This is a genomic window from Maritimimonas sp. 2304DJ26-3 (assembly GCF_056591635.1).
In genome coordinates this window covers 738,377-754,638 of the sequence record NZ_JBWQOK010000001.1, presented here as the reverse complement: position 1 = coordinate 754,638, position 16,262 = coordinate 738,377, and the positions used below count along the sequence as shown (strand labels likewise).

Annotated in this window: 15 protein-coding genes; 13 read left to right on the top strand and 2 right to left on the bottom strand. The window is 29.2% G+C overall.

The genetic code is table 11. The features are described from left to right. Positions 1-171: 171 nt before the first annotated feature. The gene (locus tag AC1EUV_RS03530; RefSeq protein WP_480197282.1) at positions 172-576 is read right to left on the bottom strand and encodes a hypothetical protein; all 405 of its coding nucleotides are present in this window, start codon (positions 574-576) and stop codon (positions 172-174) included. A gap of 18 nt (positions 577-594) precedes the next feature. Beyond that, entirely contained in the window at positions 595-1,773 is a 1,179-nt protein-coding gene (locus AC1EUV_RS03525) for an acyl-CoA dehydrogenase family protein (protein ID WP_480197281.1), read from the bottom strand. A gap of 90 nt (positions 1,774-1,863) precedes the next feature. Between AC1EUV_RS03525 and rnpA the strand changes: the two genes are divergently transcribed. The 13 genes from rnpA to purD all read left to right on the top strand — a co-directional run bounded on the left by rnpA (position 1,864) and on the right by purD (position 16,237). After that, entirely contained in the window at positions 1,864-2,247 is a 384-nt protein-coding gene (rnpA, locus tag AC1EUV_RS03520; RefSeq protein ID WP_480197280.1) for a ribonuclease P protein component, read from the top strand. A gap of 25 nt (positions 2,248-2,272) precedes the next feature. After that, positions 2,273-3,907, top strand: coding sequence for a S41 family peptidase (locus AC1EUV_RS03515; protein WP_480197279.1), 1,635 nt, complete (start codon positions 2,273-2,275; stop codon positions 3,905-3,907). 74 nt (positions 3,908-3,981) lie between these two features. Continuing rightward, complete coding sequence (locus AC1EUV_RS03510) at positions 3,982-5,658, top strand: DUF6909 family protein (protein ID WP_480197278.1); 1,677 nt, start codon at positions 3,982-3,984, stop codon at positions 5,656-5,658. A 29-nt stretch (positions 5,659-5,687) separates the two neighbouring features. Beyond that, a complete protein-coding gene (locus tag AC1EUV_RS03505; RefSeq protein ID WP_480197277.1) occupies positions 5,688-6,722 on the top strand; it encodes a hypothetical protein in 1,035 nt (344 codons plus the stop codon). Positions 6,723-6,758: 36 nt separating this feature from the next. After that, positions 6,759-8,006: an oligosaccharide flippase family protein gene (locus tag AC1EUV_RS03500; RefSeq protein ID WP_480197276.1), complete on the top strand. Its 1,248-nt coding sequence runs from the start codon at positions 6,759-6,761 to the stop codon at positions 8,004-8,006. Positions 8,007-8,440: 434 nt separating this feature from the next. Continuing rightward, positions 8,441-9,295: an O-antigen ligase family protein gene (locus tag AC1EUV_RS03495; RefSeq protein WP_480197275.1), complete on the top strand. Its 855-nt coding sequence runs from the start codon at positions 8,441-8,443 to the stop codon at positions 9,293-9,295. Further along, positions 9,267-9,902, top strand: a complete 636-nt coding sequence (locus AC1EUV_RS03490; RefSeq protein WP_480197274.1) for an LbetaH domain-containing protein — start codon at positions 9,267-9,269, stop codon at positions 9,900-9,902. Before AC1EUV_RS03495 ends, AC1EUV_RS03490 begins: the two co-directional genes overlap by 29 nt. Next, positions 9,884-10,714, top strand: coding sequence for a 2OG-Fe(II) oxygenase (locus tag AC1EUV_RS03485; RefSeq protein WP_480197273.1), 831 nt, complete (start codon positions 9,884-9,886; stop codon positions 10,712-10,714). The genes AC1EUV_RS03490 and AC1EUV_RS03485 overlap by 19 nt, the downstream gene beginning before the upstream one ends. 10 nt (positions 10,715-10,724) lie before the next feature. Further along, on the top strand, positions 10,725-11,828 hold the full coding sequence (locus AC1EUV_RS03480; protein ID WP_480197272.1) for a glycosyltransferase: 1,104 nt from the start codon (positions 10,725-10,727) through the stop codon (positions 11,826-11,828). After that, entirely contained in the window at positions 11,821-13,068 is a 1,248-nt protein-coding gene (locus tag AC1EUV_RS03475; protein WP_480197271.1) for an O-antigen ligase family protein, read from the top strand. Before AC1EUV_RS03480 ends, AC1EUV_RS03475 begins: the two co-directional genes overlap by 8 nt. Then, a complete protein-coding gene (locus AC1EUV_RS03470) occupies positions 13,044-13,829 on the top strand; it encodes a glycosyltransferase (protein ID WP_480197270.1) in 786 nt (261 codons plus the stop codon). The genes AC1EUV_RS03475 and AC1EUV_RS03470 overlap by 25 nt, the downstream gene beginning before the upstream one ends. A gap of 11 nt (positions 13,830-13,840) precedes the next feature. Further along, a complete protein-coding gene (locus AC1EUV_RS03465; RefSeq protein WP_480197269.1) occupies positions 13,841-14,920 on the top strand; it encodes a glycosyltransferase family 4 protein in 1,080 nt (359 codons plus the stop codon). A 42-nt stretch (positions 14,921-14,962) separates the two neighbouring features. Beyond that, a complete protein-coding gene (gene purD, locus AC1EUV_RS03460) occupies positions 14,963-16,237 on the top strand; it encodes a phosphoribosylamine--glycine ligase (RefSeq protein WP_480197268.1) in 1,275 nt (424 codons plus the stop codon). Positions 16,238-16,262 lie beyond the last annotated feature (25 nt).

Sequence of the window (16,262 nt, the reverse complement as noted above, 5' to 3'; positions counted from 1 at the left end):
GTTTTTATAAAATTATTGATGCTAATTCTATCAGAAAATTATACAGTTAACAATTCTTCAAAAAAAATAAAAGCTGATAAAAAGCTAAAAACAAAGTGTTGTAAAAAATACAAAAAGGACAATCGTTGTAAACGATGCCCTTGTTTTGATTTATTGCAAAAAGCTTCTTAATCACTCAGAATTCAACCATAATAATTCTAAGGTCGGATTAATCTCAAAAGCGGCTGAAATATTAGGCGTTTCTTTTGGTTTTCTTTTCTTCAATGGTATTACAATACTAGCCCCAATTGCTCCGCCAAGAGTTGAGTAGCCAAAATCCCTATCACTTTTCACACCACCAAACCATTTTGGATCAACAGCTTCTTTTAAATAACCTACTGCTGTTGCAGATGCAAAACCGATGATCCAAGCTTTAAATTTATTGTCAGTTTTTCTATAAACTAAATAAGAAACAACTCCGCCTATTACGGCACCAGCAATGATGTGCTCAGGGTGGCCATCATCAGAAATTACGGGTTGAGCATGGAATTTTAAACAAAAACTTAATAATATTAATAGCAGTAAGAACTTTTTCATCCTTAAAAATAGTAAAAACTATTTAAAAGCATTTAATCCAGTAATATCTAAACCTGTGATTAATAAATGTATATCATGGGTGCCTTCGTAAGTAATAACACTTTCTAAATTCATAGAGTGGCGCATAATACTATATTCACCAGTAATACCCATACCACCAAGCATTTGACGTGCTTCTCGGGCAATATTTATTGCCATATCAACATTATTACGTTTAGCCATAGAAATCTGGGCTGATGTAGCTTTTCCTTCATTACGTAATGCTCCTAAGCGCCACGTAAGCATCTGTGCTTTGGTAATTTCGGTGATCATTTCAGCTAATTTCTTTTGCTGTAATTGAAAAGCACCAATAGGTTTACCAAACTGAATACGTTCTTTACTATATCTTAATGCTGTATCGTAACAATCCATTGCAGCGCCAATTGCACCCCAAGCTATACCATATCGAGCAGAATCTAGACAGCCCAGCGGAGCACCTAAACCAGATTTATTGGGCAAAAGATTTTCTTTAGGAACTTTCACGTTATCAAAAATCAATTCGCCGGTAGCCGAAGCTCTTAAAGACCATTTATTATGAGTTTCTGGCGTTGTAAAACCTTCCATGCCGCGTTCAATAATCAATCCATGAATTCTTCCTTCTTCATTTTTAGCCCAAACAACAGCTACTTGAGCAAACGGGGCATTAGATATCCACATTTTAGCCCCATTTAATAAATAATGATCACCCATGTCTTTATAATTGGTAATCATTCCCGAAGGGTTTGATCCATGATCAGGCTCGGTTAAACCAAAGCATCCCATCCATTCTCCACTAGCCAATTTAGGCAAGTATTTTTTTCGTTGCTCTTCGTTACCATATTTCCATATAGGATACATTACTAAAGAAGATTGAACAGAGGCAGTAGAACGCACACCAGAATCTCCGCGCTCAATTTCTTGCATAATTAAACCATATGAAATTTGATCTAATCCTGCTCCTCCATATTCTTCTGGTATATACGGGCCAAAAGCACCAATTTCAGCTAAACCATTAATAATTTGATTTGGAAATTCAGCTTTTTGGGCATAATCTTCTATAATAGGAGATACTTCTCTTTTTACCCATTCACGAGCAGCTTCTCTTACTAGTTTATGTTCTTCGGTAAGTAATTCATCTAATTGATAATAATCAGGAGCTTGAAATAAATCTTGACCCATTTTTATATGTTTAAAATTTCCCAAAAATACTAATATTAGCATACTACAAAAGTTTTTTTGAGAACTATTTTATTAGCTACATTTGTCTTGATGCGATTCAGGTTTAATAAAGAAGAAAAACTAAAAAGTAAGAAACTCATAGAGTTATTATTCACTGAAGGAAAATCTATCTCTATTTATCCTTTAAAACTGATTTATATTGAAGCCGATCATAACGGAAAGTACCCTGTTCAGGCAGGTGTTTCTGTTCCTAAACGAAAGGTTAAAAAAGCGACTGATCGCAACAGAATTAAGCGACTGATGCGCGAAACTTATCGTAAACATAAACATTTAGTATACGACCAACTAGAAGAAAAATACATTTTTATGTTCTTATACTTAGACGAAAATGAGCATAAATACGTTGTGTTAGAAGGAAAAATGATAAATTTATTGAAAAAATTTATCGAAAGACTAGGAAATAAACCAGATTAACGGTTATATAATCAAACAACACCTCATGAAAAAGTATAAAAAAATAAGCCTTGTTGTGCTGTTGGCTGTTGTTACTACATTATCTCTCTCTTATAAGTCAGATTTTTTTGAAGTAGCAAAGCAAATAGAAATCTATACTACGTTATTCAAAGAATTGAATATGTATTATATAGATGAAACGAACCCAGCGGAGCTAACAGATAGAGCAATTGAAAACATGCTAAAAGACTTAGACCCTTATACGGTCTATTATGATGAGCAAGGTGTTGAGAATGCTAAAATTAATGCTGCAGGAGAGTATGGAGGTATTGGGGCAGTCTCAACTTATATTAATGGGAAGTTAATAATTGTAGAACCACATCAAGATTCACCCGCTGATAAAGCAGGATTAAAAGCAGGAGATCAAATTATTAAAGTTGATGATATTTTAGTTACAGATAATAAAAATGATGCCGCTTCTTCTTTATTAAAGGGATTACCAAACACCAAAGTTAAACTACAGATTAAAAGGCAAGATAAAACTTTTGATGTTGAGTTAAATAGAGAAAAAATTCTTATCAACCCTGTTCCTTATTATAGAATGATTAATGATGAAGTTGGGTACATTTCATTTATTAAATTTAATCAAAAAGCTTCTGCTGAAGTTAAAAATGCATACGAAGATCTAAAAGAGCAAGGCATGACTAAGCTGATTTTAGATATTCGTGGAAATTTAGGAGGACTGGTAAACGAAGCTGTAGAAATTGTAAACTTTTTTATTCCTAAAAATGAAATAGTAGTTACTACTAAGGCTAAAGTTAAAAAATGGAGTGATACTTATAAAACAAGAAAAGAACCTATCGATTTAGAAATACCTATAGTGGTATTAATAGATGGTCGCTCTGCATCTGCTTCAGAAATTTTAGCAGGTTCACTACAAGACTTGGATCGTGCTGTTATTATGGGAGAACGCTCCTTTGGTAAAGGATTAGTGCAGCGTTATCGAAAATTAACATATGGCACACAATTGAAATTAACAATTTCTAAATATTATACACCTAGTGGAAGAAGTATTCAAGAACTTGACTATACCAATAGAAATACTGATGGCGATGTCCCAAAATTTTCTGATAAAAGAAGGAACCCATTTAAGACCAAAAACGGAAGAACTGTTTATGATGGAGGGGGAATTCAACCAGATATAAAATTCAATAAACCAGATAGAACAAAAGCAACAGAAGCGCTTTTAAAATCTAATGCAATTTTTGATTTTGCTACACAATACTATCATATTCATCCATTTATAGATGAATCTAAAGATTTTACACTATCAGAAGGAGATTATCAATCTTTCATTGAGTTTTTAAAGTCAAATAAAACATCTTTTGACACGTCTACAGAAAAATTCTTTGAGGAAGCTTTTGAAAAAGCATCAGAAGAAGAGTATAAAAGTGCAATTGAAGAAGATTACATTGCGTTATTAAAAAAATTAAAGACAGAAAAAATTAAAGAATTAGCTGTAAACAAGGATGAAATCAAGCGGAACTTGCAAGATGAGATAGTGAAGAGATTTTATTATAAAAAAGGCGAATTTATTAATAAAGTGAATAAAGACCTTGTTATTACAAGAGCGGTTGAACTATTAAATAACACTACACAATACGATCGTATTTTAAAATAGGTTAAGCTTTTTAATTAAATATCTTCAGAATAGTATTCGCTAAAGAATTGATATATTTGGTCAAATTATTTTGAATGAGTAAAATCGTACATACCAAATCTAGAGAATCCTCTAACGCTATAGAACGCTTATACATAACTATGCGCCATCTATTTAATAGAGGGTTCTATAAACCAATGGGTGTTTCAGGTAAAACACTAAGAGAATCTTTATTATTCTTACGGCCAGAAATATATGGTTCAATTGCTGATGAAAAAACAGAATTAAACGGATTAATATATGTTATTGATCGTTTGCCTGAAGGCATAGAAGAATGTCAATTTATTAATTTAACTGCTGACGAAGGATATAAAGACTCTCATTTTAAACCGATCATTCCTTCTAAAAGACGACGAAATTGTTATCGAATTGATAAAGATCAAATGAACATTGAGATTACAAGAGGACGTTCAGAAATTTATGATATTTTAACTCATTTAACTTTTCTTTTTATAGAATCTCATAAAATAAAAAACAGGGTTTTAATTGATGAAGACGAGAGCACTGTAAGAGAATGGAGTCATCTAAAGGAAGTTGTTATAAGTAATAAAAAGCTTACCAATGAACAGCACGAAGTATTATTAACTCATGTTGCCACAATTTTGGGCCGTACATTTCAAGAGGTTCAAGACATTGATAAGACATTTTCAACAAAAAAGAAACCTTACAAATTTTTGCACACCATTTTTTGGTTAGGTCAATTAGCACTAAATGAAACTTTAGAAAACAAAAAGAGAACAATTACTTTCAGTTCCACACTACGCGAAAGTATAGGCCATCATATTTACGGAGAGATTTGGGCGAATAACATCAAAAGAGTTCTCGAGGAGCAAGGTCTAATGGACAGACCAATTGACATCATCAGCGCTAATATGCATAGTGTTATGAACTCTATATATGCTCATATGTTCTTGACAAAAGAAGCTAATGAGCACAAAGGATTAAAACTATTTGAATTATTAAGTGATGACGTTAATGAAGCTTTGCGAAAAAAAGTAAAAGAAAAAGCATCTAAGACAGGATTATATTATGTAAAAGATACTTCAGGCACCAATATTAATGTTCAAATAATAGATACCTCTAAAATAGATTTAAGTAAGACCAATTATAGTCTATCAAATGCGGATAAAGATAATATGCCTGTTATCATTGTTATGGATTATGCATTTGGTGAACAAGCCTATGAAACAATGGATGAATTATTGAAGCCTTATACTTGCGAAAACAATAATTTACATCACATGAATGTAAATTCGGTTTCCATTATGGGAAAAGCAGGAATTTTAGAAGGAGGTAAAGGCGATATTATGATACCATCAGCACATATTTTTGAAGGGACAGCTGATAATTATCCTTTTAAGAATGAGCTCAAAAAAGAAGATTTAGAAGGATTTGGTATTGATGTTTATGACGGATCTATGGTAACAGTTTTAGGGACATCACTACAAAATAAAGATCTTTTAACATTTTTCCATGACTCTACTTGGCGAGCAATAGGATTAGAGATGGAGGGAGCACATTACCAAAAAGCAATACAGTCTGCTTCAAAAATTAGAGAAAATATATCAGAAAATGTTAAAGTGCGATACGCATATTATGCATCTGATAACCCTCTAGAAACCGGAGCTACATTAGCATCAGGTGGCTTAGGAACTTCGGGAGTTGGGTCAACATATGCAATAACTCAAAGAATATTAGAACAAATTTTTTAACGTTCAAAGACTGATTAATTAGATTATTTATGTCAACAAATCAAACAAATAGTGAAGAAGTAGATTTAGGGAGTTTATTTAAAGTTATTGGTAAAGGCTTTAGTAATCTGTTTAAGGCAATCGGTAATTTTTTTAAGGCTATTTTTCATTATTTAATACTATTATTACTTTTTTTAAGAAGCAACGCTTTAAAACTTGGGTTAGCAACTCTTATTGGCGGAGCACTAGGTTTATATTTAGATTTGACAAAACCAAAAGTATATAGCTCAACTATGATTGTTGAACCAAATTTCAAGAGTACGCAACAACTATATAATAATATTAATTTTTATCAAGAACTAGTAAAACAAAAAGATAGTATAGTATTAGCTAATGTTTTAGGAATCTCAAATCATGAAGCATCAAAAATAAAAGGTTTTTATATTGAACCTATCAGAAACAATAATGAAAAATTTGAGCTTTTCGATGAATTTATAGAAGAAGTTGATACCACAACGGTTAAGAATATAGATATAAAAGAATTTAAAAGAAGTTTTACAGATTATGATTATAAATATCATAAGGTAAAAGTTCGATCTGAAATTAATAACCTTTTTGGAAAGATTAGCAGCCCTATTATTAATTCAATAGAAAACAATGATTATTTTAAGAATCAAAAAATGATTAATGATGAGAATTTAATTGTGAATGAGAAACTTTTAAAAAAATCATTAATCGAAGTAGATACCTTACGAAAAGTTTATAATGAAGTTTTATTAGCTGAATCGAAAAAAATAGAACAAGGCACAAATATATCTTTAGCAGAAGGATCAAAAAAAAGAGGAGAAATAGAGCTTTTCAATCAACGTCTTAGATTGGGTAAAGATTTGATTGAAAATAATAAAGAAAAAGCAAATACCACAGAAATATTAAATGTAGTTTCTTCTTTCAATAAGATTGGAGCAAAAGAAAGAGGTATCTTTAAAAAGAACACGTTTCAGCTGGCAGGTGTACTATTTAGTGTAATGTTGCTCTTTATTCTGGGTAAACAATTGAATATTTACCTAATAAACTATAGCAATTAATTTTTAACTCATTTTGTTTTTGAACTATAAGGATTTATGATTAAAATTAACTTTTTAAGTAGTTATAAATCGATCATAAACAACTTTTTTTTTCTTGCTTTAATTAGAGTGAGTAATGTTTTAACTAAGCTACTTCTGTTAATTTATTTAGTAAGAATTTTTGGCGAAAAAACATTTGGAGTACTTACCTGGTCAGACTCAATATTACAATATTTTATAATTTTTATAAACTTTGGATTTAATGTCTATGCCGCCAAGTATATTGTAAAATATAAGAATAATAAAGAGCTAATTGATAACATAATCTCATCAGTTTTTATTACTAAACTGACTTTGTTTTTGGTGAGTTTTTTAATACTATCTACACTGACGGTCGTTGAACAAATAGCATCAAATTTTCCTATAATATTTTTACTGTTAATTTCTGGCTTTGGAGATGTATTATACCCTATTTGGTATTTTCAAGGAAAAGATAATTTAAAACCCTTAGCATTTGTAGTAATACCAATTAAGGTTTTATTAGTATTGTCTACATACTTTTTTGTTAAGTCTCACACTGATTTAAAATTATTTATTGGCTTTTTTGTTGCTAGTCAAATATTATTAGGGGTGTTTAGCTTTATTCTTTTAATAAAATACTCTAAATTAAAATTTGTTGTTCCAAAAATGAAAATGCTAAGAAGTATTTTTAAAAAGGCTAGTCTATATTTTATAGGAAATATATCTTCGGTTTTATTTAATGCAACTACTATATTTTTAATTGGAATTTTTGTCTCAATGGAAAGTGTTTCAGGCTTTGATGTAGCATTAAAGATAGTTCTGGTTTTACTTATACCATTTGATGTGCTCCAAATGGCGGCATTGCCATTTTTGACAAAAAGTAAAAACAAAAAAGTTTTAAAAAATTTAATTTATATCTCAATCACATCAGGAATTTTTATTTTCTTATTCTTAAATCTTTTTCCAGATAGACTAATGGCCCTTTTTGGAGGAACCTCTATGACCAAATATTCTTATATACTCAACATTTTATCATTTATTACCTTAGTTGTACCATTATCTTTTATTCTAGGACAATGTGGACTAATTGCTTTTGGTTACGACAAAGAGTATAATTTTTCGCTTATTATTACGTCAATAATATATATACTTTTTATATTGATAATGATAGCTACCAATAATTTAGATTTTTATAAATTATTAATGGCAAGAGTATTTGCCGATGTAATATTACTCTTAATAAGAGTATTTTATTTTTTTAATAGAAGAATTTTAATAAGTTGAAAGTAGATTTAAATATATTGGTACTGTTTTTTTTTCTACTAGATAATTTATATTTACCCATCAATTTAGGCTTTGATTTTAGACTGGCATATATAGTATACTTTCTTTATATTCTATATTCAATAATTACAAATAGAAAGATTTTTATTAATAAAAATTTTATATTATTATCATTAGTATTTATAATAACCTCACTACTCACTTCTATAATTAAGGGTTCTTCAGTTTTATTAGTTTTTAAACAAACACTTCTAATTTATATAAGCTTTTTAGTTTCTTATATTTTAATTAATTCGTATAATTTTAATTTAATCGAATTATTTAAAGACTATATAGAACTGGTTTATATAGCCGCTATAATAGGCCTAATACAATTTATATCACAACAGTTTGGGTTTTCACTCGGATCAGATTTTTCTTATTTAGGTTTTGAAATGGGTTATTACAGTATTAATCCAAACACACGAGTTCAATCTTGGTTTTATGAACCGTCATTTTTAGTATATGCATTTATGCCAGTAGTGTTTACAGTAATTGCAAGGTTTTTTAGATTAACCCAATTAATATCTTTAAAAAAAGGAATAATAATTTTATTAACTTTTCTTCTATCAAGATCGGCAATTGGTTTTTTAGGATTACTAATAGCAATTTTTATGATTGTATTTTATAAATACTCATTTTTAAAATCACCAAAAATTATTATTACCGCTGGCATTATTTTTTTGATAATGTCGTTCTATGTTTATAGAATCCCAGATATTAAGTTTAGAATAGATGATACCGTTAAACTCTTTTTTGATAAAAATGTTTCTGGGAAAGATGTAGATAAAATTAACCTTAGCACTTATGCTTTTTACAGTAATTACAGGGTTACATTAAGAACTTTACAAAACAATCCTTTATTAGGTACAGGATTAGGCACTTATGAGCATAATTATGACAAATATATTAATGAAGTTATACCTAAAAGTAATTTTAGAAAGTACTATAAGATAAATAAAAATGACGCAAATAGTATGTTTTTTAGACTTTTAGCTGAAGTTGGAATATTGGGTACGTTATTTATTATTTTTCTAATTTTTAAGAAAAGATTAAAAAATGACTATAGTTTAAATAAGTTACAGTTGACAACTAATTATTGGCTAATTAGTAATGGTGTTTTTATTTTGATTTTAATTAGATTGTTAAGACAGGGCCATTACACCATGCTGGGGTTCACTTTATTTTTATTAATGTATTTTTACGCTAATAAAGAATTGAATGAAAGAGTTAAAGAGACTTCTCACTAATTATACTTTTATAGATATTCTACGCTTGACGAGAGATAAAATACTTTCGGTATTTTGGTTTAATGGTAATGTTAGAATTGTAAGGCACCCTTTCTATATAATTGGCAAAAAACATATAAAATTTGGGAAGGATTTTCAATCTGGCCCTAGATTAAGAATCGAAGTTATTTCCTCTTATTTTGCTAGGCATCCTATTAATTTAAAAGAAAGCCCTTCTTTAACAATTGGAGAAAATGTATCTTTTAATTTTAATGTTCATATTGGTGTTCTTAAAAAAATTTCTATAGGTAATAATACCCTTTTTGGGAGCAATATTTCTATTGTAGACCATAATCATGGAGTTTATTCTGGTGAAAATCAAGACTCACCTAAAACCAACCCTAGAGATCGAAGAGCTATACCAGAAGAAGTTTTTATTGGCAACAATGTTTGGGTTGCAGATAATGTTGTTATTTTACCCGGTACAATTATAAATGATGGATGTATTGTCGGAGCTAACGCCGTAGTAAAAGGAAAATTTTCAAAAAATCAAATAATTGTTGGTAATCCTGCAAAAGCAATAAAAATATATAATGATCAAAAAGAAATATGGGAAGTGATCAAATAAAGCCTATTTTAATTTCTAAAGAGCAGCTATTAAAGTTTGCAAAAAAAAACAAAAATAATTATAGCTCAAACAAACCTTTTCCAAACATTTCTTTTCAAGATTTTTTCAATCCAACCTTTTTGCAAGGTGTTTTAGATGAGTTTCCAAATTTAAAGAATGAAGGAACTAAGTTCGATAACCCAAATGAGAAGAAAAATGTTTCAATGGGAGAAAATTTATTTGGGCCAAATACAAAAACCTTAGTTCATTATTTAAACTCTCAACCCTTTTTAGAGTTTTTGTCAGAATTAACGAGTATAAAGAACTTGATCCCTGACCCTTACTTTATTGGAGGAGGCTATCATGAGACTCGACCGAAAGGATTTCTAAAGATCCATGCCGATTTTAATAAACATAGACTAACAAATCTAGATAGAAGATTAAACCTACTTGTGTATTTAAATAAGGATTGGAAAAATGAATATGGTGGACATTTTGAATTGTGGGATAAAGAGATGATCACTTGTGTTAAAAAAGTAAAACCAGATTTTAATACTATTGCCATATTCTCCACCACTTCTACATCATATCACGGCTTACCAAAACCTCTTATGTGCCCAGAAGGTAAAAGCAGAAAATCTATTGCACTTTATTATTATACTAATGGAAGACCAAAGAATGAAATAAATGAGTTTAAAAAATCTCATGGCACTATTTTTAAAGCAACAGAAGATGATAGAGATATGGTTAAGTATAATAAGATAAGGAACCTTATTGAAGATATTACTCCGCCAATAATTTTTAGAACACTTAAAAAACTTAGAAACAAATAAATCGCTGACTTTGCGTAGCAACAATAAAACCATAGTTATTTCTGCAATTAATTTTTACGAAGGAGGGCCATTAACTATAATGACAGAAGCCTTAAATATACTTTCTAATAAGTTTTCAAATACCTATCGAGTTGTAGCATTGGTTAACTCAAAAAAGCTCTACAATCATGATAATATTGAATTTTTGGAGTTTCCAAAATCACGAAAATCGTGGTTTATGAGATTGTATTACGAATACTTTTATTTTAAAAAACTATCTAAAAAACTCAAACCAGATTTTTGGTTGTCCATGCATGATATTACGCCTAATGTAGATTGTAAAAATAGGTTCGTTTATTGTCACAACCCTGCACCTTTTTTTAAACCTCTTAATGTAGATTTTAAATATGGATTTACAACATATCTTTTCTCTAAGTTCTATAAATATGTATATAAGATTAATATTTCAAGAAATAGGTTTATAATAGTTCAGCAAAACTGGTTACGTGATAAATTTAAAGAAATGTTTAAGGTTAAAAATGTGCTTGTTGCGTATCCGGAGAATGAAGAAAGAGTGTTAATTACAGATAGTAACAAAGAACATAAATTTCATAAAACACTATTTTACCCTTGTTTTCCGAGGTCTTTTAAAAATATAGAAGTTGTTTGCGAAGCTTATACGCTATTACCAGAAGTATATCGTAATAAGATAGTGATCTACTTTACCATTGACAATAATTTGAATAGTTATGCTAGAAAAATTATTAATGATTATGGCTTGTTCAAAGGCTTGCAATTTATTGGCTTGATTAGAAGAGATGAAGTTTTTGATTATTATAAGAAAGTTGATGGATTAATCTTCCCGTCTAGGTTAGAAACATGGGGGTTGCCAATAAGTGAATTTAAACAATTCGAGAAGCCTATTTTTTTATCCGATTTACCATATGCAAATGAGACATTAGGCGATTATAATAAGGCCAAATTTTTTAATCCTTTTTCTGCTAACGATTTATCTCAAATTTTAAAAGATTATATCGATGGAGTGTTATCTTTTGATAAGAATAAAAGAAAAAAAATAGATCAACCTTTTGTAAAAGGATGGGAGGAGTTATTTAATAAAATACTAGATGAATAGATATTTCAAAAAAGAGAATCTTTATTTGATATTACTTTCAATTATTGCATTTTTCCCGATACTTCCAATGGGAATAATTTCTATTTCAATTATAGTTTTCGCAATTGTTTCTTTTTTCTTTTTTATAAAACAGCAACAACTACAAAGAAAAAACATAAAATGGTTTTTTATTGTTACAGGATTTTATTTATGGGTGGTAATTGCAATATTTTACTCACCAGATATTGTCACTGGAATTAATAAGTTGCAGAGTAGCATTAGTCTTTTAATTATACCCTTATCAATATTCCTTTTTATAGATAAAATCTCATATAAGTCAATAGAAATTATTCATAAATGTTTTGTTCTGGCTAATATCTTTTTAGTATTTTTTATTCATTATTATCTTTTTACAAGAGGTCTTTTTAACGAATTTAAACCAACCACTTTTTGGAACTCACCAATAAGGGACGCACTTGCAGAAAATTACTTTAAAGATCTACACCCTACTTATATTTCATTATGGTTTTTGTATTGTGCATTATATCTTTTAGACCTAGTTATAAAAAAACATAAAAAACTAAAAAACGTATATATTCTTTTAATCGTTTTTATTCAGTTAATTTTTCTGCTAACTACTATTTTATTATCTGCTAGAATTAGTATGATCGCATTTACCTTTGCTTTAATAACTTATATTTTCTTTAGAATTAAGAATAATTTTTTTAAATACGGAAGCGTTGCAGTTATAATAATAATCACCACTATTTCTGTTTCTAATATATCTTATTTAAAATCTAGATTAATAGATGAGTTTAAAGAAACGGAGCTTAGACCGCCAATAGGTAATACACATAATTCAGTAAATATTAGAATAGGGGTATATAAATGTTCTCTAGATGTTTTAAAGTCAAATTGGTTGTTCGGAATTGGATACGGAAATGTTCAATCTAAACTGAATAAATGTTATGATCAATTTGATACTGATGTGTATAAAACAACAACATATAATACACATAATCAGTATTTACATATTTTTATTTCATCTGGAATAATTGGGATTATATTATTTCTAATTTTATTGTTCGAACAGCTAAAACTAGCTTTTCACCATCGTGATTTTTTATTTCTGGCTTTTATTATTTTATTATTCATAAGCTTTCTATCAGAAAATATTTTAGTTAGGATACATGGTGTTTTATTTTATATTCTATTTAGTACGCTTTTTATAAAAAAATGGACTCAAATTCAGACAAATTAGAATTAACAGCTTCAATTGTTTTATTTAAAAATGATATTGAAGTATTAAAAAAAACAATTAATAGTTTTTTGGAGACGCCTATTGCTAAAAAGTTATATCTAATAGATAATTCTCCAACAAGCTTTTTTGAAGATAAGTTTAGAAGCGATGAAATAGAATATTTATTCTTGAATAAGAATGTAGGTTTTGGCTCTGGGCATAATGAAGTTATAGAAAAAATAAAGAGTAAATCAAATTATCATTTAATTTTAAACCCAGATGTGGTATTTTCAACAAACGTAATTCCTGGTTTAATCACGGTTTTAAAAAATGAAGATAATGCAGTGATGATAGCACCTAAAGTTGTTTATCCAAACGGAGAGCATCAATACTCATGTAGAAAGTTTCCTTCATTGTTTGAACTTATTGTGAGGAGATTGCCACTATTTAATTCTGTTTTCAAAAGCATTATTGAAAGGGGAGAATATAGAGATAAAGATTTATCAAAGCCTTTTTATGCTGAGTATATTTCAGGTTGTTTTCAGTTATATAAAACTCAAATGTTTGTAGAAATTAATGGATTTGATGAGCGTTATTTTATGTATATGGAAGATGTGGATATTTGCAGAAAAATTTTTAGTAAAAAAAAGAAGAGCTTATACTATCCTGAAAATTTTATAATACATAGTTTCGAAAAAGGATCTTCAAAAAAGATAAAATTATTTTATTATCATATAAAGTCTATTATTCAATACTTTTACAAGTGGAAGTCTGCTAAATAATTATCTAGTAAATGGAACGATACATTTATTCAAATACAACAATATCAATTTTTTTTGTTCTATTAGTGACTTTTTTATTTACTTACTATTTAATACCAAAAATTATTAAAGTAGTAAATCATAAACAACTTATGGAGTTTCCTAATGATAGAAGTTCTCATACAGAGTTAACACCTACTTTTGGAGGTGTTTCTTTCTTTATAATTTTGATTTTAACCTTACTTTTAGCTAAAAAATTACAGGACCATTCATTAAGTGTAAATATTGTTGCCGGTCTTACGGTTATAATGTTTATAGGCCTTAAAGATGATTTAGTTGTTATATCCCACCGGTCAAAGTTATTAGGTCAATTATTTGCAGCAATTGTGTTTTTATATAGCTCTGAACTTTACAATTTTAGTTTAAACGGATTTCTAGGTGTTTATCAAACTCACATAGCCCTCGGGGTTATTTTATCGATTTTAATCATTATAATCATAATAAATGGGTTTAATTTAATAGATGGTATAGACGGGTTAGCAGCATCTATTGGTATAATAACCTTATCAATCTTTGCAGTTATTTATTATTATCTAGAACTCTATTTTTTTACATTTATTAGTGTTTCTTTAATAGGAGCACTATTGGCTTTTTTAAGATTCAATCTATCATCAGAAAAGAAAATATTCATGGGAGATACTGGCTCAATGATTATTGGTTTTATAGTATCTGTAATGATTATTAAGTTTCTAAATTTAGAACCAAAACAACTTGAGCAAATTAATTTTGTACCAAGAAACTCCCCACTGGTTTTATTATCTATTATTATTTTCCCAATTTTTGATATGATAAGGATTTTAATGGTTAGGATTAGTAAAAAAAAGCATCTTTTACTGGCGGATAGGAATCATTCTCATCATGTACTTTTAGAAAGGGGAAATTCACATAGAAAAACTAGTGTTATGATTGGTTTTTTTAGTTTAATAGTTTCTTTAATTTTATTGTACTTGACAACAATCTTAACAAACCTTTGGGTTTTATTTTCAATATTTGTCTTGCTATATTTACTGTTCTTATGGTTATTTTCAAAATTATCACTAAGTAAGCGATAAAATAAATTTTGAAGGTATATTTGCACCCAAATTAATACAACAATGAATGTCCTTATTTTAGGTTCTGGAGGCAGAGAGCATGCTTTTACTTTAAAACTATCTGAAAGTTCTAGAATTGATCAGCTATTTGTTGCACCTGGTAATGCAGGCACAGATAAAATAGCTATTAATATTAAGGTCAACCCTACCGATTTTAATGCCGTAAAGCAAACTGTTTTAGAATACAAAATCGATATGGTTGTGGTGGGGCCTGAAGCACCTTTGGTAGCCGGAATTCATGATTTTTTTCTATCTGACAGTGAATTAAAAGAGATTCCTGTAATTGGCCCGAAAAAAGATGGTGCTTTATTAGAAGGAAGTAAAGATTTCTCAAAACAATTTATGCAGAAGCATAATATTCCCACTGCAAGATATCGATCATTTACAAAGAATTCTTTAGAAAAAGGTTATACCTTTTTAGAAACCTTAGAAGCTCCATATGTATTAAAAGCAGACGGATTAGCAGCAGGAAAGGGAGTTTTGATTTTAGATTCGTTAGAGGAGACTAAGGATGAGTTAAAAGAAATGCTCACTAATCAAAAATTTGGTGACGCTTCAGCAACAGTGGTTATTGAAGAATTTCTAGATGGAATAGAATTGTCAGTATTTGTATTAACTGATGGGAAAAGTTACAAGATGTTACCTTCAGCAAAAGACTATAAACGCATTGGTGAAGGAGATATAGGTTTAAATACTGGCGGTATGGGTGCTATTTCACCAGTTCCTTTTGCAGATGACAGCTTTTTAAACAAAGTTGAAGAACGCGTCATAAAACCCACTATAAATGGCTTACAAAAGGATGGAATTGATTATTGTGGATTTATATTTATTGGATTAATGAATGTAAATGGAGACCCTTATGTTATTGAATACAATGTCCGTATGGGTGACCCCGAGACAGAAGCTGTTTTACCAAGAATAGAATCAGATATACTAGATCTTTTTGAAGGTGTGGCTTCGCAAACACTTCATGAAAAATCATTTAAGGTAAATCCAAAAACTACTACAACAGTGGTGTTAGTTTCGGGAGGTTACCCTGAAGCATATGAAAAAAACAAAGAAATTACAGGATTAGAAAATATAGAAAATTCTATAGTTTTTCATGCAGGCACCAAATTAGAGAATAATAAGATTTTGACAAATGGCGGTCGTGTGTTAGCCGTAACTTCTCTGGCGAATTCTATAGAAGAGGCACTAGAGCAATCGTATAAAAGCATTAACAAAATTCAGTTCGAGAAGATGAATTATCGTACTGATATAGGCTTTGATTTAACCTAATCGCTATTCTGAATTTATTTCAGAA

Bases quoted from the DNA above. Each gene is read 5' to 3' on its own strand.
- AC1EUV_RS03530 (WP_480197282.1), bottom strand. From the start codon at position 576: ATGAAAAAGTTCTTACTGCTATTAATATTATTAAGTTTTTGTTTAAAA.
- AC1EUV_RS03525 (WP_480197281.1), bottom strand. From the start codon at position 1,773: ATGGGTCAAGATTTATTTCAAGCTCCTGATTATTATCAATTAGATGAA.
- rnpA (WP_480197280.1), top strand. From the start codon at position 1,864: ATGCGATTCAGGTTTAATAAAGAAGAAAAACTAAAAAGTAAGAAACTC.
- AC1EUV_RS03515 (WP_480197279.1), top strand. From the start codon at position 2,273: ATGAAAAAGTATAAAAAAATAAGCCTTGTTGTGCTGTTGGCTGTTGTT.
- AC1EUV_RS03510 (WP_480197278.1), top strand. From the start codon at position 3,982: ATGAGTAAAATCGTACATACCAAATCTAGAGAATCCTCTAACGCTATA.
- AC1EUV_RS03505 (WP_480197277.1), top strand. From the start codon at position 5,688: ATGTCAACAAATCAAACAAATAGTGAAGAAGTAGATTTAGGGAGTTTA.
- AC1EUV_RS03500 (WP_480197276.1), top strand. From the start codon at position 6,759: ATGATTAAAATTAACTTTTTAAGTAGTTATAAATCGATCATAAACAAC.
- AC1EUV_RS03495 (WP_480197275.1), top strand. From the start codon at position 8,441: ATGGGTTATTACAGTATTAATCCAAACACACGAGTTCAATCTTGGTTT.
- AC1EUV_RS03490 (WP_480197274.1), top strand. From the start codon at position 9,267: ATGAAAGAGTTAAAGAGACTTCTCACTAATTATACTTTTATAGATATT.
- AC1EUV_RS03485 (WP_480197273.1), top strand. From the start codon at position 9,884: ATGGGAAGTGATCAAATAAAGCCTATTTTAATTTCTAAAGAGCAGCTA.
- AC1EUV_RS03475 (WP_480197271.1), top strand. From the start codon at position 11,821: ATGAATAGATATTTCAAAAAAGAGAATCTTTATTTGATATTACTTTCA.
- AC1EUV_RS03470 (WP_480197270.1), top strand. From the start codon at position 13,044: ATGGACTCAAATTCAGACAAATTAGAATTAACAGCTTCAATTGTTTTA.
- AC1EUV_RS03465 (WP_480197269.1), top strand. From the start codon at position 13,841: ATGGAACGATACATTTATTCAAATACAACAATATCAATTTTTTTTGTT.
- purD (WP_480197268.1), top strand. From the start codon at position 14,963: ATGAATGTCCTTATTTTAGGTTCTGGAGGCAGAGAGCATGCTTTTACT.